The 14,611-nt window shown below is 69.2% G+C and carries 14 protein-coding genes; 8 read left to right on the forward strand and 6 right to left on the reverse strand.

What is annotated here, in order from left to right:
- Positions 1-452: 452 nt before the first annotated feature.
- Both ABZ027_RS17225 and ABZ027_RS17230 read right to left on the reverse strand, forming a co-directional pair.
- Positions 453-608 carry a hypothetical protein gene (locus ABZ027_RS17225; RefSeq protein ID WP_356768990.1) on the reverse strand — a complete coding sequence of 52 codons (156 nt, stop codon included), beginning with the start codon at positions 606-608 and terminating at the stop codon, positions 453-455.
- Positions 609-993: 385 nt separating this feature from the next.
- Positions 994-1,635 carry a TetR/AcrR family transcriptional regulator gene (locus tag ABZ027_RS17230; RefSeq protein ID WP_356768992.1) on the reverse strand — a complete coding sequence of 214 codons (642 nt, stop codon included), beginning with the start codon at positions 1,633-1,635 and terminating at the stop codon, positions 994-996.
- A gap of 152 nt (positions 1,636-1,787) precedes the next feature.
- On the opposite strand from ABZ027_RS17230, the gene ABZ027_RS17235 reads away from it, so the two are divergent.
- The 5 genes from ABZ027_RS17235 to ABZ027_RS17255 all read left to right on the forward strand — a co-directional run bounded on the left by ABZ027_RS17235 (position 1,788) and on the right by ABZ027_RS17255 (position 6,902).
- On the forward strand, positions 1,788-2,699 hold the full coding sequence (locus tag ABZ027_RS17235; protein ID WP_356768994.1) for an SDR family oxidoreductase: 912 nt from the start codon (positions 1,788-1,790) through the stop codon (positions 2,697-2,699).
- A 4-nt stretch (positions 2,700-2,703) separates the two neighbouring features.
- Complete coding sequence (locus ABZ027_RS17240; protein ID WP_356768996.1) at positions 2,704-3,858, forward strand: hypothetical protein; 1,155 nt, start codon at positions 2,704-2,706, stop codon at positions 3,856-3,858.
- Complete coding sequence (locus ABZ027_RS17245; protein ID WP_356768998.1) at positions 3,855-4,778, forward strand: alpha/beta fold hydrolase; 924 nt, start codon at positions 3,855-3,857, stop codon at positions 4,776-4,778. The genes ABZ027_RS17240 and ABZ027_RS17245 overlap by 4 nt, the downstream gene beginning before the upstream one ends.
- Positions 4,779-4,866: 88 nt before the next feature.
- Positions 4,867-5,778 (forward strand): metal-dependent hydrolase, encoded by a 912-nt coding sequence (locus tag ABZ027_RS17250; protein ID WP_356769000.1) that lies wholly within the window; start codon positions 4,867-4,869, stop codon positions 5,776-5,778.
- Between the two features lie 23 nt (positions 5,779-5,801).
- Entirely contained in the window at positions 5,802-6,902 is a 1,101-nt protein-coding gene (locus tag ABZ027_RS17255) for a PDR/VanB family oxidoreductase (RefSeq protein WP_356769002.1), read from the forward strand.
- Positions 6,903-7,749: 847 nt separating this feature from the next.
- Here the strand turns inward: ABZ027_RS17255 and ychF are convergent.
- Positions 7,750-8,838 (reverse strand): redox-regulated ATPase YchF, encoded by a 1,089-nt coding sequence (ychF, locus tag ABZ027_RS17260; RefSeq protein ID WP_356769004.1) that lies wholly within the window; start codon positions 8,836-8,838, stop codon positions 7,750-7,752.
- A gap of 398 nt (positions 8,839-9,236) precedes the next feature.
- Between ychF and ABZ027_RS17265 the strand changes: the two genes are divergently transcribed.
- The gene (locus ABZ027_RS17265; protein WP_356769006.1) at positions 9,237-9,665 is read left to right on the forward strand and encodes a DUF6542 domain-containing protein; all 429 of its coding nucleotides are present in this window, start codon (positions 9,237-9,239) and stop codon (positions 9,663-9,665) included.
- Between the two features lie 50 nt (positions 9,666-9,715).
- Here the strand turns inward: ABZ027_RS17265 and ppgK are convergent, their stop codons facing one another.
- Together ppgK and ABZ027_RS17275 are read right to left on the reverse strand one after the other, a co-directional pair.
- Complete coding sequence (gene ppgK, locus ABZ027_RS17270) at positions 9,716-10,471, reverse strand: polyphosphate--glucose phosphotransferase (RefSeq protein ID WP_356769008.1); 756 nt, start codon at positions 10,469-10,471, stop codon at positions 9,716-9,718.
- A 29-nt stretch (positions 10,472-10,500) separates the two neighbouring features.
- Positions 10,501-11,526 carry a 4-hydroxy-3-methylbut-2-enyl diphosphate reductase gene (locus ABZ027_RS17275; protein WP_356769010.1) on the reverse strand — a complete coding sequence of 342 codons (1,026 nt, stop codon included), beginning with the start codon at positions 11,524-11,526 and terminating at the stop codon, positions 10,501-10,503.
- A gap of 159 nt (positions 11,527-11,685) precedes the next feature.
- On the opposite strand from ABZ027_RS17275, the gene xseA reads away from it, so the two are divergent.
- Together xseA and ABZ027_RS17285 are read left to right on the forward strand one after the other, a co-directional pair.
- Positions 11,686-12,894 carry an exodeoxyribonuclease VII large subunit gene (gene xseA / locus ABZ027_RS17280; protein WP_356769012.1) on the forward strand — a complete coding sequence of 403 codons (1,209 nt, stop codon included), beginning with the start codon at positions 11,686-11,688 and terminating at the stop codon, positions 12,892-12,894.
- 21 nt (positions 12,895-12,915) lie between these two features.
- Entirely contained in the window at positions 12,916-13,170 is a 255-nt protein-coding gene (locus tag ABZ027_RS17285) for an exodeoxyribonuclease VII small subunit (RefSeq protein WP_356769014.1), read from the forward strand.
- A 57-nt stretch (positions 13,171-13,227) separates the two neighbouring features.
- On the opposite strand, the gene ABZ027_RS17290 is transcribed toward ABZ027_RS17285, so the two are convergent.
- Positions 13,228-14,457, reverse strand: a complete 1,230-nt coding sequence (locus tag ABZ027_RS17290; protein ID WP_356769016.1) for an RNA-guided endonuclease TnpB family protein — start codon at positions 14,455-14,457, stop codon at positions 13,228-13,230.
- Positions 14,458-14,611: the final 154 nt, after the last annotated feature.

Raw genomic sequence — 14,611 nt, forward strand, 5'->3', positions numbered from 1 at the left:
AAACCGATTGGTTTCCCCTTGGCCTCACTGTAAACCGATCGGTTTCCAGTGCGCAAGCTCAAGCACGGAACTGATCCCGGGCCGCGTCGCCGGCCGGCTTCAAGTCGAGCCGACCGACGCCCGCCGACATGGCGGCACGCGCCGGATGAGCAGGCGGGAGAGACGCGACAGCACCATCAGCGCGCTGCGATCGCGAGTTCGGACCCAAGGGCTGCTATGGCATTTCCGCCGAGGCGATTGCCAAGCGGGCCGGTGCCACGCAGCCGTACCTCTTCCGACTCTTCCCGGGCGAGAAGGCGATCGCCGCCACCTTGACGCGGAGCACGGAAGAACGCCCTCCTGGCGTGCGAGAGGTGGCCAAGGACGAGCGGCACGAGCTGGCCTCACGTGCCATGAGTAGCTCAACGGCGATCGGATACGTGCGGCTGGTCTCGGCACACCCCGAAAACGCTTCAGACGCAGATGCGGGGATGCCTGGTCGCGGCATCCGCCAGGCACACCAAGCAGCAGAAGCCCTCGTCGGCGTCGGGTGGGACAGGCACGAGCCCGATGCCGTCGACGATGATCACCAGCTGGGCGCGGTACTCGATTCTGGCGAATGCGTCCACCGCGCGAATGGACAGTGGCTGCGGTCGAGGACGCAGGCACCTAGGGCCGCGTCAGCCAAGGTTTGCCCGTCAAGGAGCGGCGTCGTGGGGGCCCCTCCCGCTCGAGCGCAGCCGAGAGTGGGGGAGCGTGCTCTCGGCGTGCCGGCCGGAAGTCCTCGTACTGGACGTACTCGGGCTTTCGGCCGGTGCGGCGAGTGGGGGTCCCCCCGGCCGAAAGCTGGGGGAGCGTGCTGGGCGTCGCGACGGGGCGAACCTTGGCTGCCGCGGCACCAGCGGGTTTGGGCAGCTGCGGGCGCCCAGCGATAGCGGCAGGGCCTGTCCGGTGAGCAGGGGGTGTGGGCTGCCGTCCGGTGCAGAAGCTCCTGAGGGAATCCGGCCTGCCTGATCAGAGCTGATCGCTGATGGCTCGGTAGGCCGCGATGTACAGGGTGTGGCACAGGTCGATCAGTTCTTCGACGGTGGCGTTCTGGTGGCCGAGGGTCCAGTCCACGAGGAGTTCGTTGACTCCGCCGACCAGGCTCATCGCGGTCATGGTGAGCCGGCTGGAGGAGGCTTCCGGGTCAGGGAGCGGTGCAACGACGGCGGCGACCATCGCGGCGAATTCATGCAGGACCTCACGGCGGCGTACTTCGAGGCGGGGGCTGGCGCCCACGACCTCGATGAGCACCAGGCGGGCCTTGCGGGCGTCGCCGGCCAGTGTGCGGATGAAGACCTCGAGTCCGGCGCGCAGCTGGGCGTCGACATCGGGTGCGGCAGCGGCTGCGGCCTGCGCGGTTTCGGCGATGATCGTAGTGATCAGCTCGTCGTAGACCCCGGCGAGAAGGTCTTCGCGGTCGCGGAACGACTCGTAGAAGTAGCGCTCGGTCAGTCCGGCGTGCGAGCACACCTGCTTGACGGACGCTGCGGCAAATCCGGCCGTGCCGAACAGGTCGAGGCCCGCCTGGATCAGGCGGGTGCGGCGCTCCTGCTGTCGCTGCGCCGCGTCGCGTCCGCCGTAGCGCCGCCCGGCGGTCTGTGTGCCGGTCATTTCTCCCCTTCGCAGAGGTGTTGACACCGGTGTGCTCCGAACTGACACTCTAGCTTGTCAGTTCATCTGACATGGCATCGTGTCAGACGAGCGTGAGGTCCGCCGGCCGCTCGGCGTTCCGCTCATGCTCAGGGCAAGAAAGGGGCTCGATCGTGGCAGCACCGCCCAAAAACTCGTACACGTCCAGCCGGAGAGACCGCGACAGGCTCCCCCGCACACAACCCCTGACCGGCCGAGTGATCGCGGTCACCGGAGCGGGCCGTGGAATCGGGCGTGCCGTCGCAGCCCGGCTCGCCGCAGCCGGAGCCGCCGTGGCGATCGGCGATCTCGACGCGGAGCTTGCGGTGGAGACGGCCGGTGCCCTCAGCGCGCGTCCCGGGGGACGGCTGCTCGGGCTGTCTCTCGACGTCACCGACACCCATTCCTTCGAAGATTTCCTACGCACCGTCGAGACCGAGCTGGGGCCCATCGACGTACTGATCAACAACGCCGGAATCATGTGGGTGGGCCCCTTCGAGGAGGAACCGGAGGAAGCCGCCCTGCGCCAGTTCGACGTCAACGTCCACGGCGTACTGCGGGGGATGAAACTCGTGATCCCGGGGATGCGGAAACGCGGTCGCGGTCACGTGGTGAACATCGCCTCCGCCGCCAGCAAGGTCGCCCCGGCCGGCGAGGCGACCTACGCGGCGACGAAGCACGCCCTCCACGGCTACAGCACAGCCGTCCGCGCCGAACTGCGCGGCACCGGCGTGCACGTGTCCCTGGTGATGCCCGGCGTCGTGGACACCGAGCTGGCCGTGGGCACCGCGACCGGCCCCACCCGACGCCTGACGACGAATCAGGTGGCCGACGCGGTGCTCGACGTCGTGCTGCACCCTCGGTTCGAGGTCTTCGTTCCCCGCCAGGTGGCCGCCCTGACCCGGTTGGCCTCAGTGCTGCCGGGCCGTGCCCGCGACACCCTGCATCACCTCCTCGTCCCCGACCAGCTCGCCGCCCTGTCCGACCGGTCGGTCCGCGCGGCCTACGAACAGCGCACCCGCACCGCCCGCCTGCCCGAAGGATGAGCCCGTGACCACCACGCCCAAGCCGGCGCCCAGCGCGAAGAAGACCAAGGAGGCCAAGGAGGCCCAGGACGCCGCCGCTCCGCGCCCCATCCCCGAATTCGAAGGTGTCCACGGCGTATGGCCCCGCGGTGACCGGCTGCGCGCCGTGGGCAGCGCCGCGGCCACCTACCGTGAGCGGTTCGTCCAGCAGGGCCGCATCCGCGCCGTCCGCAGTTTCGACATCGCCGCCGCCCCGTACCCGACCCGGTTCGGCTTCCACGGCGCCGCGCTCGCCGTCAACCCGTTCGTGAGCATCGTCAACCGGATGCTCGTCGTGCAGTTCGACGGCTTCGACGGTGAGCCGAAAACACTGGTATGGGAGCCGACCGTCGCCGCCGGAACGGCTCAAGCACCGTTCTACGCCCAGCTCAAGCGTCTGGCGGGGGACTTTCTCACCGAGCACGTCTTCGCCCGCTTCTATCAGGACCCGAACACCGTCCTGCCTTCCTGCGGTCTGCGACCCGAGGACGTGGACTTCGTCAGCTTCGACCACCTGCACGTCCAGGACGTGCGCATGATCATGGGAAGTACCAGCACCATTCCCGGCGAACGGGCGCCCCGCGAAGCGCTGTTCCCCCGCGCCAGGCTGCTGGTGCACCGCAGGGAGCTGGGCACCTTCGAATCGACGCATCCGATGCAGTGGGCCTGGTACGTCGACGGAGGCATGGACGGGGTGCCGCCCGAGCGCGTCACCGCCTTCGACGGCGATGTCGAACTCGGTGTCGGAGTCAGCCTGTTGTGGACCCCCGGCCATACGGACGGCAACCACTCCCTGGTGCTGAACACCCCTGACGGCGTGTGGGTCTCCTCCGAGAACGGCATCTCGGCCGACAACTGGCAGCCCGAGCTCTCCCGCATCCCCGGGGTACGCCGCCACGCCGCGTTCTACGGCCATGAGGTGGTGCCCAACGCCAACACCCTGGAGGACTCTCTCGACCAGTACGACTCCATGGTCAAGGAGAAGACCCTCGCCGACCCCAGCCGGCGTGATCCGCGCTGGCTGCAGATCCTGCCCTCCTCGGAGCTGGCCCCCTTCAAGCGGCACTGGCCGGTGCGGCCCAGCTTCTTCCACGGCGGTCTGAACTACGGCGAACTGACCCCTGCCGGTGGTGGCCGATGACCGGCCCGGCCGCCCGCCGAATCGCCGTGGACGGCGTGGAGTTGGCCGCCTACCAATGGGGAGCGTCCACGGACCCTGCGGTGGTGCTGGTCCATGGCTATCCGGACACCAGCGCCGTGTGGCGACCGGTCGCCGAGCGCCTGGCCGACCGCTTCCACGTCACCGCCTTCGACGTGCGGGGAGCCGGAGCCTCCCACCGGCCCAGGGGGTTGCGCGCCTACCGGATGTCCCGCCTGGAAGCCGACCTGGAGGCGGTTCTCGACGCCGTGAGCCCCGACCGCCCGGTGCACCTGGTCGGACACGACTGGGGATCGATCCACTCCTGGGAGTCGGTCACCGGCACCCGCCTGGCCGGGCGGATCGCCTCGTTCACCTCCCTCTCCGGACCCTGCCTGGACCACGTCGGCCACCTGCTCCGGGCCCGCCTCCGACCGCGGCATCCGGATCTGCCGAAGATGCTGCGGCAGGCCGCACGGTCCTGGTACATCGCCTACTTCCACCTTCCGCTCCTGCCCGCCCTGACCTGGAGAGCACTGGGACACCGCTGGCGCGCCTTCCTCACCAACTCCCAAGGCGTGCCCGGGCACACCCCCTACCCCGCGCCGACGCTGGCCCGCGACGCCGTGGTCGGCACCGCGCTGTACCGAGCCAACATGCTGCCCCGCCTGCTGCGTCCCCGGGACCGGCCGACCACCGTCCCGGTTCAGCTCATCATCCCCACCCGCGACTTCTGCGTCACCCCGGTGCTGTCGTACGGAGTGGAGCACTGGACGGGCCGGATTCAACGGCGTCCGATCGACGCCGGGCACTGGGTACAGCTCAGTCACCCCGAGGAGGTCGCGTCCCGGATCGCGGAATTCGCCCACCACGTCGAAGACGGCTCCCGCCGCAGTCCGGACCACACCGCGCACCCGATCTGACGGACCAGCAGCAACAGACCGGCAGTACTGGACGACTGCCTGACCGCCCCTTCCCACACACCGATCGCCGACGGAGGAGGAACCTGTCATGTTCCGAGCCGCACATGCCCACCCGGAGCGTCCGTCTGAGCCCATCGACCACCACGACCTGGTGCTGCAACCCCGGGACGTCACCTTCGACTGGAGCACCACCCCGCTGCACTGGCTGCCGGGTGAGCCCTTCGCGACCCACACCTTCGACGTGCTCCACCTCATGCTCCCCGAGCTTGAACGCTGGTTCGTGCGCACCTTCGAGCAGGCACTGCCACTGATCACCGACGACCGGCTGCGCGAGGACGTACGCGGCTTCATCGGCCAGGAAGCGATGCACGCCGAGGCGCACCAGGAGGTCCTGGAGCACCTGCTCGCCAAGGGGCTGGACCCGGCCCCGTACACCCTGCAGTCCGAATGGATCTTCCGAAGGGTGCTCGGAGACCGGCCGGAACTGACGCCGGCCGCCACCCACGCGCACCTCCTCCAACGGCTCGCCCTCATCGCGGCCTTCGAGCATTTCACCGCGTACATGGGTCACTGGATTCTCAGCAACGGGCACCTGGACCAGGCCGGCGCGGACCCCGCGATGCTCGATCTGTTCCGCTGGCACGGCGCGGAGGAGGTCGAACACCGTTCCGTCGCGTTCGACCTGCTGGTGCACCTCGATCCCCGCTACCGGCGCCGAGTGGTCGGCATGCTCGTCACCGCTCCGGTGCTGACCCGGCTGTGGATCCGCGGAGTCCGCTTCCTGATGAGCGCCGACCCCGAACTCGACGACCGGGTCAAGGTCCGCTTCCGCGACTACCTGGCCGCCGCCCGCAAGGACCTGTTGCCGCCACCGAGCGCGTTCACCCGCTCGGTGCTGCGCTACTTCCGCCCCGGCTACCACCCGACCCAGGAAGGCTCGACCCAGCAGGCGGTCGCCTACCTGGCGGCGTCCCCCGCTGCCCGAGCGGCTGCCGAGTGACCCGGCAACCGGCAAGGCACCCCATGGACATCAGCACACCGCTCACTCGGCCGCCGGACCTGTACGGCAAGCCACGCGGCGACTCCTTCATGCAGAAGCTGGCGGCTTTCAGCGACAACGCGGCCACGCGCCTCTCGCGGCGCAGCACTCCTCCCAGGCGCCCGCCGGCCACCGAGACGCCCGAGAGCCGGGAACTGGTGGTCGCCACCAAGCACCAAGAGGCCGAGGATGTCGTCTCCCTGCGGCTGGCAGCACCCGACGGGGGAACACTCCCGCCTTGGCAGCCCGGCGCCCACATCGAACTGCACCTGCCCTCCGGCCGCAAGCGGCAGTACTCTCTGTGCGGCGACCCTGCCGACCGGCACCGGTACCGCATCGCGGTGCGCCGCATCGCCAACGGCGGAGGCGGTTCGGCCGAGGTGCACGACGTCCTCGGAGAGGGTGCGCTGGTCGCGATCACCGAGCCCCGGAACGCGTTCCCCTTCGCCGCCGAAGCGTCCATCCTGCTCATCGCGGGCGGCATCGGAATCACCCCGATCCTGCCGATGGCCCGGGAAGCCGCACGGCGCGGGCTGGACTGGAGGCTCGTGCACACCGGCCGCAGCCGCGGCTCGATGCCCTTCGCGGCAGAGCTGGCCGAACTCGCAGCCGCAGCCCCTGGCCGGGTCTCCATCCGTCCTGACGACGAGTCCGGCGTGCCCGAAGCAGCCGATCTGCTGAACGTGAGCCCGGCGGCGGGTGCGGTGTACTGCTGCGGGCCCGCGCCCATGATCGACGGCGTTCGGCGCGCGTTCGGTGGCAGCCGCGCCTCAGCCCTGCACTTCGAGCGTTTCGCCCCGGCCCCGATCACGGACGGCCGTCCCTTCGAACTCCAACTGGGCGACACCGGACGGGTTCTGCCAGTGCCGTACGACCGCTCCGCCCTGGATGTTCTCCACGAGGCCCTGCCGAACCTGCCGTTCTCCTGCCGCCAGGGGTTTTGCGGCACCTGCCGGGTACGGGTGGCCCATGGCCATGTCGATCATCGTGACCGCCGGCTCACGGCCACCGAACGTGCGGCCGGCGCCATGCTGCCCTGCGTCTCGCGTGCACCGGAAGGAGAGCGGTTGGTGCTGGATGTGTGAGCGATGGCCGAGCGCCCGTCGAGGAAGTCCTGCGTGACGCCCTCGCATGCGTACCTGAGGTGTGTTCCGACAATGCACCGAGCCCACACCCGTTCCTCTTCCGCGTGATGATGTCGACCCCGGTCGCGATGTGCGCCGTCTCGAAGACTGACTGCGAAGAACGCACTTCCAGCGCTCGGGTGAAGACTGAGGCCGCGGGAACCCGAGTACGCTTCCCGTTCCGTTGAGTAGACCTTTTGGCCTCCGTGCGCCCCACAGCCTCGTTGGTCAAGCCGCGCCGCGGCCAGACTGCTGCACTGGTCCACCTGACGCAGACGCCACCATGCAACAGCCTGCCGCAGCCATTACCGACGACGATCCGCCGACAAACCCCCTGGATAGATCACGAAACCGCACTGGAGCACTAGGCGGTTACCTGCGACGTCGCGCGGGGAAGCCATCCGCACTCCTCAGTAATAGGGGTTCGAGACTCGCCCACCTCCGCGACGGGAAACCGATCGGTTTTCGCGCGCAAGTCCGACCGGAGGGGCGTCGCTCGGTGTGCCCCGACGGCCGCGCGGACTGGCTGCTCGTGGCTGGCGTAGGGAGGTCGTTCACCCATGCAGTTCCCGACATCGCCACGCCCTGGACAGGGCACACCCCAGCACGGGCGCTCTCACCCTTCTCAGCAAGGATCCAGCACGGATCCAGCACGGTAGGGATGAGCGGGGGTGATGACAGATGACGAGAGGTCAGAAAATCCAGCACCTGTCCAGCACGGTAAAAATCAAGGGGCCTGACCCCGAAGAGTCAGACCCCCATCGACCTGCACGTTTGCCAGATCAGCGATGTGGTGCTAAGTCACCGGCTAGACATTGAACCGGAACTCCACCACATCCCCGTCCCGCATCACATAGTCCTTGCCCTCCATGCGGGCCTTGCCCTTGGCACGGGCCTCGGCGACCGAGCCGGTCTCGACCAGGTCCTCGAAGGAGATGACCTCGGCCTTGATGAAGCCCTTCTGGAAGTCGGTGTGGATGACACCGGCGGCCTCGGGGGCGGTGGCGCCCTTCTTGATGGTCCAGGCTCGGGATTCCTTGGGGCCGGCCGTCAGGTAGGTCTGCAGGCCGAGGGTGTTGAAGCCGACGTGCGCGAGGGTGGCGAGGCCGGGCTCCTCGGCTCCGACCGATTCCAGGAGCTCCATGGCGTCCTCCTCGTCGAGCTCGGCGAGGTCCGCCTCCAGCTTGGCGTTGAGGAAGATCGCCTCCGCCGGGGCGACCAGGGCGCGCTGCTCGTCCTTGAAGGAGTCGTCGGTCAGCTCGTCCTCGTCGACGTTGAAGACGTAGAGGAAGGGCTTGGTGGTCAGCAGGTGCAGGTCGTGCAGGAGTTCGGCCCGCTCACTGCCCTGGAGGATGCCCTGGGAGAACAGCGTGTCGCCCTTCTCCAGGATCTCCTTGGCCTCCTCGACGGCCTTCACCTTCGGCCCGATGTCCTTCTTGATCCGCGACTCCTTCTGGAGCCGGGGAAGGACCTTCTCGATGGTCTGGAGGTCGGCGAGGATCAGCTCGGTGTTGATCGTCTCGATGTCGTCCTTCGGCGAGACCTTGCCGTCGACGTGCACGACGTTCTCGTCCTCGAAGGCGCGGATGACCTGGCAGATCGCGTCGGACTCACGGATGTTGGCCAGGAACTTGTTGCCCAGGCCCTCGCCCTCGGAGGCGCCGCGCACGATGCCCGCGATGTCGACGAAGTCGACGGTGGCCGGCAGGATCCGCTCCGACTTGAAGATCTCGGCCAGCTTGGCGAGGCGGGGGTCGGGGACGCCCACGACTCCGACGTTCGGCTCGATCGTGGCGAACGGGTAGTTGGCCGCCAGCACGTCGTTCTTGGTCAGGGCGTTGAACAGGGTCGACTTGCCGACATTCGGCAGACCGACGATTCCGATCGTGAGCGACACGGTGCGACTTCCCGGAGTGAGAGTGAGACGGCTGACGTGAGAGGGCCGAGGGGACAGGCCCCTGGGGGCCGATCCACCAGTCTACGGCGTACCGCACCCCGCCCCGGCGACGTATCGAACGCATGGCCAAGGTCCGGCCGACGGCGTGTCTGAGGAGCGATTCTGCACATTAACCGACCTAGGTTTGTCCAGTGGAGCGACACAGGACCCGACCCCGGCAGCACGAACCGCGACGCGGCACGACCCCGCCCTTCCCCCCGCAGGCGGGACGGGATGCGGACGGCCACCCGGCGCGACCCGGCAGAACCGCCGCTCCGGCGGGCCGGGACGGTGGGGTCCCCCGGCGTCCCCCGGAGGTACGGCCGTCCGGTCCCCCGCTGGTCCAGGCGCTGCGGCGGATGCCCAACCCCCGGCTCACCGGACTCGGCGGCGGACTGTTCTGCGGGACGCTGATGGTCCTGCTCGGCTGGGTCGACGCGCTGCTGTTCGGCTCGTCGCTGACGGCGTACAGCGTGCTGTTCGTCCTGGCGTCCGCGCTGACCGCCTTATGGATCCGCCGAGGCGATCTGCTGACCGCCCCTGTCATCGTGCCGATCGCCTTCACCGTGGGGCTCCTGCCCGTGATCGACAGCGATACCGGGCTCGGCGGCCACCTGATGGGACTGTTCACGGCACTCGCCACGCAGGCGGGATGGCTCTACACGGGCGCGCTGGTCGCGGGCGTGATCGCGGCCGTACGGAAGATCCGCCTGCTGAGGCGTCGGTCGGCGCGGGACCAGCGGGACCGGCGGGACCGGCGGGACCGGCCGGACCGTACGCCGGTGTGATCCGCCGGCGCGCCGCGCCCCGGCTACTCCTCCGCCGCGTGCCGCCCCGGCTACTCCTTCGGCGCGTGCGTGGCCGCGTGCATCGCCGCGCCCACGATCCCGGCGTTGTTCTGCAACTGCGCCGGGACGATCTCCGCCTTGATGCCCTCGATGTGGGGCAGGAACTTCTGGGACTTGCGGCTGACGCCGCCGCCGATGATGAACAGCTCGGGCGAGAAGAGCATCTCGACATGGGCGAGGTACTTCTGGACCCGGCGCGCCCAGTGCTCCCACGTCAGGTCCTCGTCCTCCCTGGCCTTGCTGGACGCACGCTTCTCCGCGTCGTGGCCGTGCAGCTCCAGGTGCCCCAGCTCGGTGTTGGGGACGAGGGCGCCGTCGACGAACAGGGCGCTGCCGATGCCCGTGCCGAACGTGAGGAGGAATACCGTGCCGCCGCGCCCCCGGCCGGCGCCGAAGGCCATCTCCGCGACGCCCGCCGCGTCCGCGTCGTTGACCACGGTCACCGGCAGGCCGCCCAGACGGTCGCTGAACAGGGCACGCGCGTCCGTGTCGATCCACGCCTTGTCGACGTTGGCCGCCGTACGGATCGTGGATCCGCCGGTGACCACGCCGGGGAAGGTGAGGCCGACGGGGCCGGTCCAGCCGTAGTTCTCGACGACCTGTCGTACGCCGTCGGCCACCCCGTCCGGTGTCGCCGGGTGCGGGGTCAGCACCTTGAAGCGCTCCTGGGCGAGATCGCCCCTTTCCAGGTCCACCGGGGCACCCTTGATCCCGGATCCGCCGATGTCCACGCCGAAGATCTGCATGTCTCTACGTTACGTTGAACGACTGACAGTCACTCCGCCGAGGGGTCGCCCGCGAGGTCCTTCACAACGCCGCCACGCTCCGCGACCAGCGCCGCCGCTTCCTCGCGCAGATCGCGGCGCAGCTCCTTCGGCAGCGAGAAGGTGATGGATTCCTCGGCCGCCCTGACCAGCTCGACGTCGCCGTAGCCGCGCTGCGAGAGCCACTCCAGGACCTCCTCGACGAGCACCTCCGGCACGGAGGCGCCGGAGGTGACGCCCACCGTGGTCACGCCCTCCAGCCAGGCCTCGTCGATCTCACTGGCGAAGTCCACGAGGTAGGCCTCGCGGGAGCCGGCGAGCTTGGCGACCTCGACGAGCCGCTTGGAGTTCGAGGAGTTGCGGGAGCCGACGACGATCACCAGCTCGGCCTCGGCACCCATCTGCTTGACCGCGAGCTGACGGTTCTGGGTGGCGTAGCAGATGTCGTCGCTGGGCGGCGAGATGAGGCCGGGGAACTTCGTCTTGAGGGCGTCGACGGTCTCCATGGTCTCGTCGACGGAGAGCGTGGTCTGGGAGAGCCAGACGACCTTGGAGGGGTCGCGGACCTCGACCTTTGCCGCGTCCGCGGGGCCGTCGACCAGTGTGATGTGGTCGGGCGCCTCGCCGGAGGTGCCGATGACCTCCTCGTGGCCCTCGTGCCCGATCAGCAGGATGTCGTAGTCCTCGCTCGCGAAGCGGACGGCTTCCTTGTGGACCTTGGTGACCAGCGGGCAGGTCGCGTCGATGGTGGCGAGGCGGCCCTGCCTGGCCTCGTCGTGGACGGTGGGTGCGACGCCGTGCGCCGAGAACATGACGATGTTTCCCGGGGGCACCTCTTCGGTCTGTTCGACGAAGATGGCGCCCTTCTTCTCCAGGGTCTGCACGACGTACTTGTTGTGGACGATCTCGTGCCGGACGTAGACCGGAGCGCCGTACTGCTCCAGGGCTTTCTCGACGGCGATCACGGCGCGGTCCACACCCGCGCAGTAGCCACGGGGGGCGGCGAGCAGGACACGGCGGCCAGGCGAAGCAGTCATGCGTCCCATCGTAAGGCCGCGTCCGGCCCGTCGAAGATCGCCTCCGAGCCGGGGTGGTGGTGCGGGGATCTGCGGGGGCTCACACCGCCGGGGCCCGAGCCCCCGGTGGCCGTGCACGCGTGGCGGGGCGTTGTCGGACCCGGACGTTAGTCTCGGCTCATGGCTGCGAACACGTCCCCGGAAGCCCCCCTGCCCGTCGGCGAGGTGTCGCGGCTCATCGGGGGGTGGATCGACCGGCTCGGTGCCGTGTGGGTGGAGGGGCAGATCACCCAGCTGTCGCGGCGGCCCGGCGCGGGAGTGGTGTTTCTGACGTTGCGTGACCCGTCGTACGACATCTCCGTGAGCGTCACCTGTTATCGGCAGGTGTTCGACGCCGTGGCCGATGTGGTGAGCGAGGGTGCCCGGGTCGTCGTGCTGGCGAAGCCGGAGTGGTACGCGCCGCGGGGGCAGCTGTCGCTGCGTGCCGCCGAGATAAGGCCGGTCGGGGTCGGCGAGTTGCTCGCGCGGCTCGAACAGCTGAAGAAGTCGCTCGCCGCCGAGGGGCTGTTCGCGCCGGAGCGGAAGAAGGCGCTGCCCTTCCTGCCCCAACTCGTCGGGCTGGTCTGCGGGCGCGCCTCGGCCGCCGAGCGGGACGTCCTGGAGAACGCCCGGCACCGCTGGCCCGCGGTCCGGTTCGAGGTGCGCAACGTCGCCGTGCAGGGCGTGCACGCGGTGCCGCAGGTCGTACAGGCGGTGAAGGAGCTCGACGCGATCGACGAGGTGGACGTCATCGTCGTCGCCCGTGGCGGCGGCAGCGTGGAGGACCTGCTGCCGTTCTCCGACGAGCAGCTCATCCGGACGGTCGCGGGATGCCGGACGCCGGTCGTGTCCGCGATCGGGCACGAGCCGGACAACCCGCTGCTGGACCTCGTCGCCGATCTGCGCGCCTCCACCCCGACCGACGCGGCCAAGAAGGTCGTACCGGACGTGGGTGAGGAGTACGAGCGGGTGCGGATGCTGCGGGACCGGGCGCGGCGGTGCGTCGAGGCGTTCGTGGAACGGGAGGAACGCGGGCTGGCGCAGGCGCTCGCGCGGCCGTCGATAGAGGATCCGCACCGGATGATCGACGAGCGGGCCGACCATGTCGCCTCGCTCCTCGACCGGGGCCGGCGCACCCTGGGCCACCTGCTCGACCGCGCCGACTCGGAGCTGACACACACGCACGCGCGCGTGGTGGCCCTCTCCCCCGCCGCGACCCTGAAGCGGGGGTACGCGGTGCTGCAGAAGACGGACGGCCATGTCGTCCGCGACCCGGCCGAGGTGACCGGGGACGAGGTCCTGCGGGCGCGGGTGTCCGAGGGTGAGTTCGTGGTTCGAGTCGATGCGTAGGCCGATGCGTAGGGTGGGCGGATGACCAGCAAGACGGAGGAGACGGCGGCGGTGGCCGAGGGGCTCGGGTACGAGCAGGCACGGGACGAGCTGATCGACGTCGTACGGCGGCTGGAGGCGGGCGGTACGACGCTGGAGGAGTCCCTCGCCCTGTGGGAGCGCGGCGAGGAGCTGGCCAAGGTGTGCCGCCGTTGGCTCGAGGGGGCGCGGGCCCGGCTGGACGCCGCCCTCGCCGGGGAAGAGGGGCGGGACGCGGGTTCCGAGGACGCCGATTGACATGCTCCTCGGGCTGATGCCCGGGGATTCTGGCCGTCCTCACCTGTTGCTGTGCCGCTACGCGGCACAGGTTCGGGTGGGGATTCCGTGGCTTCCTGTTTCTTCGCGCTGCGCCGGGACAAGTCCCGGTCTTACCGGCGCTCCGCAGGCTGATGCCGCCAGTCCGGCGGCCTGTTTGACGTTGATTGCGGCGTTGTGGTCGCGGTCGTGGAGGGTGTCGCAGGCGGGGCAGGTCCATTCCCGTACGTACAGGGGTTTGGGCCCGTCCCGATGACCGCAGGTGGAGCACACCTGACTCGTGGGCTCGAACCGGCCGATCTTGACGAACGTCCGGCCGTACCTTTTCGCCTTGTACTCCAGCATGGTCACGAACTGTGACCAGCCCACGTCGTGCACACTCTTGGCCAGCCGGGTGCGCGCGAGCCCGGATACCGCCAGGTCCTCCACCGCGACCGCTTGGTTCTCGCGGATCAACTTCGTGGAGAGCTGGTGGTGGAACTCCTTGCGCGCATCGGCCACAGCCGCGTGGGCACGGGCGACCTTCAACCGGGCCTTGGCCCGGTTCTTCGATCCCTTCTGTTTGCGGGACAGCTCCCGCTGGGCTTTCTTCAGCTTCTTCTCCGCCCGGCGAAGGAACCGCGGAGAGTCGATCTTCGTGCCGTCGGAGAGGACCGCAAAGTGGACCAGCCCCAGGTCGATGCCGATCGCGGCCTCGGGGTCCGGCTCCGTCCAGCGGGCCCGGTCGGTGTCGGGATCGGTGTCGATGACGAAGCTGGCGAAGTACCTGCCTGCCGCATCCAGGATCACCGTCACACTCGACGGCACGGCGGGCAGGATCCGTGACCACTTGACCTGCACGTCGCCGATCTTCGGCAGGGATAGCCGCCCGCCCCCGGTGATCTTCCAGCGGGCGTTGGCGGTGAACCGGATCGCCTGCCGGGTGTCCTTACGTGACCTGAAGCGTGGCGCACCCACCCGCTTCCCCTTGCGCTCCCCTTTCAGCGAGGCGAAAAAGTTCTTGTACGCGGCCTCCACATCCCGCAGAGCTTGCTGCAGAACGACCGAGGAAACCTCGGCCAGCCAGCAGCGTTCAGAGGTCTTCTTGGCCCGGGTGATCAGCTGCTGGGACAGGACAGCGGCACTGGGGTAGGGCTCCTGGGCCGTACGGGCATCCTCACGGGCACGTACCGCGTCGTTGAACACGACACGGGCACACCCGAACGCCCGCGCCAACGCGGCGCGTTGACCAGGCTCCGGGTACAACCGGAAGGCGTACCGAAGTTGCATTCGGTGATCGTACGAACACGCGACACTCGATGTCGCCGGGAACACCCGTTCCCTACGTCACCCCGATGGTCGCAGCGTCCGGCTCCACCTAACGACACCGCGACGCGATCACGAGATTCGCTTCACCACCGGACTGAAGCCCGATGCGCTACGA

It is taken from the genome of Streptomyces sp. NPDC006332, assembly GCF_040612855.1.
Lineage (GTDB): Bacteria > Actinomycetota > Actinomycetes > Streptomycetales > Streptomycetaceae > Streptomyces.